The sequence below is a fragment of the Azohydromonas lata NBRC 102462 genome (assembly GCF_001571085.1).
Lineage (GTDB): Bacteria > Pseudomonadota > Gammaproteobacteria > Burkholderiales > Burkholderiaceae_C > Azohydromonas > Azohydromonas lata.
In genome coordinates this window covers 1-8,144 of sequence record NZ_BCTC01000173.1, presented here as the reverse complement: position 1 = coordinate 8,144, position 8,144 = coordinate 1, and the positions used below count along the sequence as shown (strand labels likewise).

Below are 8,144 nucleotides of genomic sequence, written 5' to 3'. Positions count from 1 at the left end.
CTAGGTCGCCTTCAGAAGTAGCCTTGGAGGATGATCACATCAAATTGTGCATATTTTGAGTTTTTGTTCAATTTAGCGTTTACGCTGACTTGCGCCGGCGGCGTCATGCCTTGCAATGGCCCGTCACGCGGGCTTTTCGCGCCGTGTGCACATCCCTTACGACACAGGAGAGCACCGATGTACCGACACCTGCTTGTAGCGCTGGACGACAGTCCGCTCGGAGATGCCACCGTCACGCGCAGCGTCGGGTTCGCGCGCTCCACGGGCGCGCGCATCACGTTCTTTCACGCGGCGCCGGACCTTGCCGCCACCGGAGAAGGCGCGCTGCTGTACACGCTCGACCAGGAGGCTTTTGCACAGGAAGCCACCGGCGCGGCCAGTGCCGTGCTCGTGAAGGCTGCCGCGGCGGCAGGCGCGGCCGGTGTGAGCTGCGGCACCGAGTCGCGCACGAGCGACGAGCCTGCACAGGCCATCCTTGAAGCGGCGCACCGCCACGGGTGCGACCTTGTCTTCGTCAGTGCGCACGGGCGCGTGCCGGGCCTGCGTGGCTGGCTACGCCACAGCGTGACGCAGCAGCTGCTGCAACTCGCCGATCTGCCGGTGCTGGTGTCCGCCGTCGAGTCCAATGACGCGTGCGCGCCCGCGGCCAAGGCGCTGGGCATCGTGGCCGGCGAGCACCGTGCGATCGCGGCAGTGCTGCAGGGCCTGCAGCACCTGGTGCGTGCGGCCCGCTTGCCGGGCCAGCAACTGGATGTCGGGCTTGCGGCGGAGATGGTGCGCTACCTGCGCGAGTTTCCCGGCACTCAGCATCACCCGAAGGAGGAAACGGTCCTGTTCCGCCTGCTGCGCCAGCGTACGCACGAGCTTGACCACGTGCTGCTGGAACTGGAGCGCCAGCACGGGCAGGAGCAGCGCCGCGTCCAGGCGCTGGCGGATGCGCTCTCGCGCTATGACAGCAACGAGGCGGCGTCGCTGGAGGCGGTAGGCGATGCGGTGCAGCAGCTCGCGGGCACCGTGTGGGAGCACATGGGCATGGAAGAGGCGCTCGTGTTCCCGGCCACCCGTCGCTACCTCAGCGAAGGCGACTGGTCAGAGGTGGCACACGCCTTCACCACCCATGATGACCCGCTGCGCGAGCTGCAGCCCGGGCTGCCGCTGGAGCGGCTGTTCAGGCACGTGGCTGCAGCCTTGCTGCGCAAGGACATGGCCGGCGTTGCGCCGGCCGCCGCTTCAGCGACGCACGCGTGATGTCCCGCCCGTGACCAGCGACTCGACCAGGCGGGCAATGCGGCGCGGCAGCGCCTTGCGGCCGCCCTCGCTGGGCACGAGTTGCTCGCTGAGCACGTAGCGGATCAGCATCTCGCACACCAGCTCGCGGTCGAGCTTGATGTCCAGGCGCTGCTCCCAGGCATCGAACACGATGCCCAGCACGTCCTGGAAGCGCACCACCGAGTCGTGAAAGATGCGCTTGAAGAAACCCAGCGCATAGTCCGGCGCCACCACGAGCAGCCGCCGCGAATTGCCGCGCTCCAGGTACTCGTCCAGGTAGCGCACCAGAGCGGCAAAGCGCTCATCGGGGTCCGTGAACACCTCCACCGACTCGACAAGGGTGCGGTGAAACGTCTCGCGCTTGTGGCGCGAGAAGGCATCGAGCAGTTCCTCCTGAGAAGCGAAGTAACGGTAGAACGTCCCGCGCGAGACATCGGCTGCGCGGCACACGTCAAGGATCGAGATCCGCTCGGCGCCGGACTGCAAGACGATGTTTTCCGTGGCCGCCAGGATGCGGTCGATCGTCTGCTCCGAGCGGCGGTTGCTGCGCCGGCGCTGTTGCGCGCCACGGTCAGGCAGAGCAATGACCTGTGCGCCCGCGGCGGGCTGGCCCACCTGCGCCTTGGCAGTTGCGGCCTTGCCCGGCCTGGCCTTGCCTGCCGCGGACTTTGACGCCGGGGCCTTGGCCACAGTGCTCTTGCCGGGTCGCTTGGCAGCCGTCTGCACGGCGGCGTTGCCGGATGGATTGGAGCGGCTCATGCGCAGTTCCTCCTGAGGTTAATGGTGGGTAGTTTCGGTTTCGCGTCTGTGCGGGTTTTCCAGCGATCTGGCGAAGCCATGCAGGCATTAGAATCTTCTTCTAATATCAGAATCATTTTTTCCTCTCCACTCCTGGACCGATTTTTCCTGAACAACTGCACGGAAGGACGCACGAGATGACCGGCATGGGACCCGAAGCCACCTGGTACCTGGGTGAGCAAGACACACCGATTGCTGCGCTGGAGCGCGCGGCGAAGAGCCATCCTGACCGGGTCCTGCTGGACTTCTCGGGGCAGCTGGTGACCTACGGCGAGGTGGACATGATGTCGACGCGGCTGGCGCACGAGCTGGCGGCGCTGGGCGTGCAGGCCGGCCAGACCGTCGTCACGATGCTGGACAACAACCTTGACGCGGTGCTGTGCTGGCTGGCCATCAACAAGCTGTGCGCGGTCAGCGTGCCGATCAACACCGCGCTCAAGGGCGACTTCCTGCGCCACCAGATTGCCGACGCTGGCGCGGCGATCGTGCTCTGCGAGGCCGACTACATCGCACGCATCGCCGCGGTATCGGCCGAACTGCCCGAAGCGCGGCTGGTGCTGCAGCGCGGCCGGCCCGAGAGCGCGCTGTGCGGCACGCTCACGCTCGCGGCGCTGGATGCGCACCGCGGCAGCGATGACACGCCGTTCGAGCGCAAGCCCCAGCCCAGCGAGCTGGCCTGCCTGATCTACACCTCGGGCACGACCGGGCCGTCCAAGGGCTGCATGGTCAGCCACAACTACATGGTGCACCTGGCACGCCAGCAGCTGCGTGCCGGCCCGGCCACCGCCGACGACGTGACGATCACGCCGCTGCCGCTGTTCCACATGAATGCGCTGTGCGTGGGCGTCGTGGCCACGATCCTGGTGGGCGCGCGCGTGGCCATCGTGCCGCGCTTCTCGGTGAGCAACTTCTGGCCCGAGGTCGAGCGCAGCGGCGCCACCATCGCATCCATCCTGGGCAGCATGGGCGCTCTGCTGGCCAACGCGCCCGACAACGAGGCGGCGCTGCGCTGCAGGGGGCAGATCCATACCGTGCGCGGCAACCCCTTCACCGAAGAGGTCAAGACCGTCTGGCGCGAGCGCTTCGGTGCCCGTCAGGTGGGAGGCAACGGCTACGGCTTGACGGAGGCCGCGGTGGTGACGTCGCTGCCTGGCGGTGAATACGCAGCACCGGGCTCCTCGGGCCGGCGCATCCCGGAATTCGATGTGCGCATCGTGGACGAGCACGACCGTGAGCTGCCCGCGGGTCAGGCGGGCGAGATCATCGTGCGCCCGCTCAAGCCCGACATCATGTTCATGGGCTACTGGCGTCGCCCCGAGGACACGCTCAAGCTGCTGCGCAACCTGTGGCTCCACACGGGCGACATCGGCAAATTCGACGAGCAGGGCTTCTTCTACTTCGTCGACCGCAAGAAGGACTACCTGCGCCGCCGCGGCGAGAACATTTCCAGCTTCGAGATGGAGTCGGCCTTCGCGCGCCATCCCGACCTGGCCGAAGTCGCCGTGCACGCGGTGCCTTCGCCCAAGGGCGAGGACGACGTGAAGGTCACCGCCATCCTGCGCCCTGGCGCCACGCTGACCCCCGAAGCCCTGTTCCGTTGGGCCGTGGACTCGGTGCCGTACTACGCGTTGCCGCGCTACATCGAGTTCCGCGACACGCTGCCCAAGAACCCTCAAGGGCGCGTGCTCAAGTACCTGCTGCGCGACGAGGGCTGCACCGCGGCCACCTGGGACCAGGAAGCCAGCGGCATCACCGTGAAGAAGCGCTGACACGCGCTCCATCGATCGAACTCAGTACTCCCGCACGGGCACGTGCGGGGGCCGCGAGTTGTAGCCCGGCAGGTGCAGCCCACCGTCCACGTGCAGCGTCTCGCCAGTGACGTAGCGCGACATCTCCGAGCCCAGGAATACGGCCACCGGGCCGATGTCGAGCTCAGGATCGCCCGAACGCCCCAGGGGGCGCGCGGCGGCCGACTTCTCGGCAAAGCCCGGCACCTCGGCCGCGAGCTTGTGGAACGTGGCGCCCATCGCGGTCGGCGCGATCGCGTTGGCGGTGATGTTAAAGCGCCCCCATTCAGCAGCAGCGCTGCGCGTGAGACCGACCACCGCCGACTTGCCGCTGTTGTAGTCGGCATGCTGCCAGGCGCCGACCTCCACATCGATGGAGGTGAAGTTGATGATGCGCCCGCCACCGCGCGCGCGCATCAGCGGCAGCGCCGCCTGCATGGCCCACCACGTGGCCCAGAGCGTGGAGTTCAGCGTCTGCGCCAGCATCTCGTCGGTCTTGTCCTCCAGCAGCACGTTGGGCGATGGCACGAACGCGTTGTTGATCAGGATGTCCAGGCCACCGAAGGCATCCACTGCAGCGCGCACCGCACCCTGGACCGCCTCCTTGCGCATCACATCGGTGCGCACGAACAGTGCCCGGCCGCCGAGCTCCTTGAGCTCGCGCTCGACCTGGACGCCGGTATCCTCGTTGATCTCCGCAACCACCACCGCGGCGCCCTCGCGCGCGTAGCAGCGCGCGATGCCGCGGCCGATGCCGCCGCCCGCGCCCGTGATCACAGCCACCTTGTCTTTCAGCAGAGTCATCCTCATCTCCATTTCGGAATGGTTATTGAACACATTCACGATAATCGTACACTTTAGCCCTCCGTGTGACACCCGGTGAGGACCCTTGCCCGCCATGACCCCGCCCAGATTCCGCCGCCGCATCGACATCAGAAGCCGCACCGATGGAGGCGACAGCTGCGTGCGCGCGGCGCTGGAGGACGACTTCCACCATTTCCGTGTCGAGCTCGCGGCCCGTGAGGGCCGGATCGCCGCTGTGCGCGCGACGGCTGCGCGACAGCCTTATACGCTGTGCGAAGGCGCCGCTGCCGAGTTGCAGCAGCTCGTGGGCATGGCGCTGTCGCCCATTGCCCATACCGTCACGCGTTCGGTCGAGGCGCGCCAGCACTGCACGCACCAGCTCGAGCTCGCGGGGCTGGCCTGCGCTGCGGCCGCGCGCGGCCTGAGCACGCGTCGCTACGACATCGAAGTGCCCCTGCGTGAGGCCGGATGCACGAACGCCTTGCTGTGGCGCGACGGCACGTTGCTGCTGTCGTGGTCCCTGCAGGACGACACGATCGTGGAGCCGCCGCTCTATGCTGGCATGGGGGTGCGCCAGGCCATGGCTGGCTGGGCGATGCAGACACTGTCCGCGGACGAGGCGGAGGCGGCTCTGGTGCTGCGCCGCTGCGCCGTCATCTCCAATGGCAAGGGCCTCCCGCTGGACGAACAGCCGCATGCGCGCGTGACCGGCCTGTGCTGGGCACAGCAGCCCGTGCGCGCTGCGCAGGCGCTGCGCGTGGTGGGGTCGACCTGGGACTTCAGCACCTCGCCGCAGCGCCTGTGCGCTGACGACGAGGCTTGGCTGGCGTTCGAGGCGGACGCCAGCGTCTAGAGGAAGATGGCCAGGTTGGGCGTACCCAGCACGGCCTGATCCAGCAGGATCTCGCGGCGGGCGAGCTTGAAGCTCTCGCCGCTGACGCGCAGCACGTCACGGCGCTCGCCGCTGATGAGGTCGAGCTCGTCGAAGTTGAAGCGGCTGCGCGTGACCAGCAGGTTGCTGCGCACGCGGTACTCCTCGGGCTGGTCGCCCTGCTCCACCATCACGTTGGTGACCATGCGGCGCGTACGTGAGGGCGGGTCCTCGGCCCAGGCGCTCTTGGTGCCCGTGAGCCGCATGATGCGGCCCATTACCGAGCGCCAGTCGTCCTCGAAGTGCTGGGTGGTGCGCACCACTGACGCAGCCTGCTGGCTCACCGGACGGGTCTCCCGCAGCGGCGCGGTGTAGACCAGGTCCTCGGCCAGCAGGGCACCCCATTCCTTGAGGCGGATCTCGTCGAGCAGGCGCGCCTCGACGTACAGGAACTCCAGCGCCCGGTTGTAGACGGGCGAGCCCACCGGCACCAGTTGGCCGGGCTTGAGATCGGTCATGGGAATTGTCTCCATGGAAGTGGCTTGTGGGGCTGCAGGGGCTCAGATCTCGCCCAGCATCAGCTGACGCCAGTACAGCCACCAGTGCCACTGCGTGTCGTCCTTGGTGAAGCCCTCGTTGATGATGCCGGGACCGGGCCAGCCTTCGGGCTTGCCGGTCTCGTACACCGCCTGGTACTTCAGCGTCATCTTCTTGCCCTGGGCGCCCTTGGCGCCCAGCGTCATGTGGGGCCAGGTGTCGGAGTCGTCCTGCTCCACCATGCCGGAGGTGCCGAAGAGCTGCGTGGTCTGCTTGCGCATCTTGTCGCGCAGCTCCGCAGGAGCATCCTTCTCGGTCAGGATCCAGTTCACGAACTCCAGCTTGTCCGGGCCACGCGGGACGTAGGCGTGCAGGGTGATCGAACCGACCACCGAGCCGTCGGCCTGCGGGATGTAGACGAAGCCGAACAGCACGTTGGGGAAGATGCCGCCCACCTGCGGCGGCATCCACGTCAGCGCCTGCAGTTGACCATCGCTGAGGTGCTTCTTGAGCTGCGGCACCATCTCGGGCGTCATGCCCGCCGGCGGCAGCGCCGCCAGCTTCTCTTCGATGCTCAGCTGCGAGGGATCCTTGCCCGTGAGCCGGCGGATCTTGCGAGCGAGGTCGATGCAGCGCAGCGCATGGCCATGCGGGGAACTGACCTCGGAGCCGTACATCTCGGGACTGAGGTCTCCACCACCGCCCTCGCCGTCGCCCTTCTTGGAGTAGTTGCCCACCTCGCCCAGCCAGCGGTGCAGCGTGAGGGTGTGATAGCCGTCGGCGGCCGACTGCTCGCCGGCGGCCTTCCAGTTGGCGCGCACGGTGAAGCGCTGCGGCGGGCCCAGCACCTCCAGCCCCCGGTCGGTGCGCTGGAAGAGCATGTCGTAGTACCACTTGGCATCGCCGAGGAACTCCTCGAAGGAGGGACCGTCGATGTTCCAGGTGGCGAAGATCAGCCCCCCGTAGAGCGTGACGCGCGCCCTCTTCAGACCCAGTTCCTGCTTGGTCCGGATCTTGCCGTACATCTGCTCCTTTTCCACGGGCGCGCCGAGGAACTCGCCATTGGGCCGGAAGGCCCAGCCGTGGTAGATGCAGGTGTGGATCTGCGTGTTGCCGGCGTCGAGCGTGGAGATGCGCATGCCGCGGTGCGTGCACATGTTGAGCATCACGTGCACTTCGCCGCTCTTGTCGCGCGTCACCAGCACCGAGTCGGAGCCCATGTCGCGCACGACGAAGTCGCCGGAGTTCGGGACCTCGGACTCGTGGCCCAGGAAGACCCAGATGCGGCCGAAGATGCGCTCCATCTCCAGCTCGTAGATTTCGGGATCCGAGAGCGTGCGCATCTGCACCTCTCGGGTAGCCAGGTTCACCAGGTCATCGATCCGGGTGCCATCGGCCAGCGTCGGGATTGTCGGAGTCAGCATAAGGGGTTCCTTCGCCTCGCATTGTGGTCCAGCGCGGCGAAATATAGACAGAATTCGAATCTGTGTACATATATAGGAACCCGCATGTGCTGCAGCACGTCGCTGCCATGCTCCGGGCGGGAGCATGGCAGCGACAGCGGCTCAGAGCGCGGTCTCGGCGTCTGCCGCGCAGAACATCCGCTGGATGTCGCCCGAGGTCACGGGCTTGCCCGGTTCGCGCACGGGGCGGGCGCCGCCCATTCCCAGCAGCGGCTTGGTATCCACGCCGGCGGCCTGGGCGCGCAGCGCGCCGACCGTGCAGTTCTCGCGCCCGAGGATGGCAAACGGATCGTACGAGAACTCGCGCATGGCATTGAGGTGAGCGATCTTGTCGATCTGCGCATCCGTCAGGTGCCTGGTCTGTGCGTGAAAGATCTCGGGCGAGCCGGGCCAGGTGCAGTCCGAGTGCGGATAGTCGCACTCCCACGTCACCATGTCCTCGCCGATGTCGCCGAGATTGCGCAGCCCGAACTCGTCCTCGATGAAGCAGGTGATGATGTGCTTGCGGAACACGTCGCTGGGCCTGCCCCCGCCGAAATCCGTCATCGTCCATTCGTGGTGATGGCGGTAGGTGAAGTCCGCGCGCTCGAGCAGGTACGGGATCCAGCCGATGCT

At 67.1% G+C, this 8,144-nt stretch carries 7 protein-coding genes and 1 pseudogene; 3 read left to right on the top strand and 5 right to left on the bottom strand.

What is annotated here, in order from left to right; translation table 11 throughout:
• Positions 1 to 177: 177 nt before the first annotated feature.
• Complete coding sequence (locus ALA01S_RS29520) at positions 178 to 1,248, top strand: universal stress protein (protein ID WP_066343095.1); 1,071 nt, start codon at positions 178 to 180, stop codon at positions 1,246 to 1,248.
• On the opposite strand, the gene ALA01S_RS29515 is transcribed toward ALA01S_RS29520, so the two are convergent.
• On the bottom strand, positions 1,231 to 2,028 hold the full coding sequence (locus tag ALA01S_RS29515) for a TetR/AcrR family transcriptional regulator (RefSeq protein WP_084268073.1): 798 nt from the start codon (positions 2,026 to 2,028) through the stop codon (positions 1,231 to 1,233). The genes ALA01S_RS29520 and ALA01S_RS29515 overlap by 18 nt on opposite strands.
• A 185-nt stretch (positions 2,029 to 2,213) precedes the next feature.
• On the opposite strand from ALA01S_RS29515, the gene ALA01S_RS29510 reads away from it, so the two are divergent.
• Positions 2,214 to 3,836 (top strand): ATP-dependent acyl-CoA ligase, encoded by a 1,623-nt coding sequence (locus ALA01S_RS29510; RefSeq protein ID WP_238456011.1) that lies wholly within the window; start codon positions 2,214 to 2,216, stop codon positions 3,834 to 3,836.
• Positions 3,837 to 3,857: 21 nt separating this feature from the next.
• Here the strand turns inward: ALA01S_RS29510 and ALA01S_RS29505 are convergent, their stop codons facing one another.
• Positions 3,858 to 4,658, bottom strand: a complete 801-nt coding sequence (locus ALA01S_RS29505; protein WP_066343092.1) for an SDR family NAD(P)-dependent oxidoreductase — start codon at positions 4,656 to 4,658, stop codon at positions 3,858 to 3,860.
• A gap of 94 nt (positions 4,659 to 4,752) precedes the next feature.
• Here ALA01S_RS29505 and ALA01S_RS29500 point away from each other — a divergent pair, with 94 nt between their 5' ends.
• Positions 4,753 to 5,511 carry a DUF2889 domain-containing protein gene (locus ALA01S_RS29500; protein WP_066343090.1) on the top strand — a complete coding sequence of 253 codons (759 nt, stop codon included), beginning with the start codon at positions 4,753 to 4,755 and terminating at the stop codon, positions 5,509 to 5,511.
• Here the strand turns inward: ALA01S_RS29500 and ALA01S_RS29495 are convergent.
• From ALA01S_RS29495 to ALA01S_RS29485, 3 genes and pseudogenes are all read right to left on the bottom strand, one after another.
• Positions 5,508 to 6,047 (bottom strand): 3-phenylpropionate/cinnamic acid dioxygenase subunit beta, encoded by a 540-nt coding sequence (locus ALA01S_RS29495; RefSeq protein WP_238446611.1) that lies wholly within the window; start codon positions 6,045 to 6,047, stop codon positions 5,508 to 5,510. The genes ALA01S_RS29500 and ALA01S_RS29495 overlap by 4 nt on opposite strands.
• 42 nt (positions 6,048 to 6,089) lie before the next feature.
• Positions 6,090 to 7,490, bottom strand: a complete 1,401-nt coding sequence (locus tag ALA01S_RS29490; protein WP_028997030.1) for an aromatic ring-hydroxylating dioxygenase subunit alpha — start codon at positions 7,488 to 7,490, stop codon at positions 6,090 to 6,092.
• A 141-nt stretch (positions 7,491 to 7,631) separates the two neighbouring features.
• Positions 7,632 to 8,144, bottom strand: a pseudogene (locus ALA01S_RS29485) (amidohydrolase family protein); the annotation flags it as partial.

Excerpts from the sequence above, each read along its gene's own strand:
- ALA01S_RS29520 (WP_066343095.1), top strand. The coding sequence starts at position 178 with ATGTACCGACACCTGCTTGTAGCGCTGGACGACAGTCCGCTCGGAGAT.
- ALA01S_RS29515 (WP_084268073.1), bottom strand. The coding sequence starts at position 2,028 with ATGAGCCGCTCCAATCCATCCGGCAACGCCGCCGTGCAGACGGCTGCC.
- ALA01S_RS29510 (WP_238456011.1), top strand. The coding sequence starts at position 2,214 with ATGGGACCCGAAGCCACCTGGTACCTGGGTGAGCAAGACACACCGATT.
- ALA01S_RS29505 (WP_066343092.1), bottom strand. The coding sequence starts at position 4,658 with ATGACTCTGCTGAAAGACAAGGTGGCTGTGATCACGGGCGCGGGCGGC.
- ALA01S_RS29500 (WP_066343090.1), top strand. The coding sequence starts at position 4,753 with ATGACCCCGCCCAGATTCCGCCGCCGCATCGACATCAGAAGCCGCACC.
- ALA01S_RS29495 (WP_238446611.1), bottom strand. The coding sequence starts at position 6,047 with ATGACCGATCTCAAGCCCGGCCAACTGGTGCCGGTGGGCTCGCCCGTC.
- ALA01S_RS29490 (WP_028997030.1), bottom strand. The coding sequence starts at position 7,490 with ATGCTGACTCCGACAATCCCGACGCTGGCCGATGGCACCCGGATCGAT.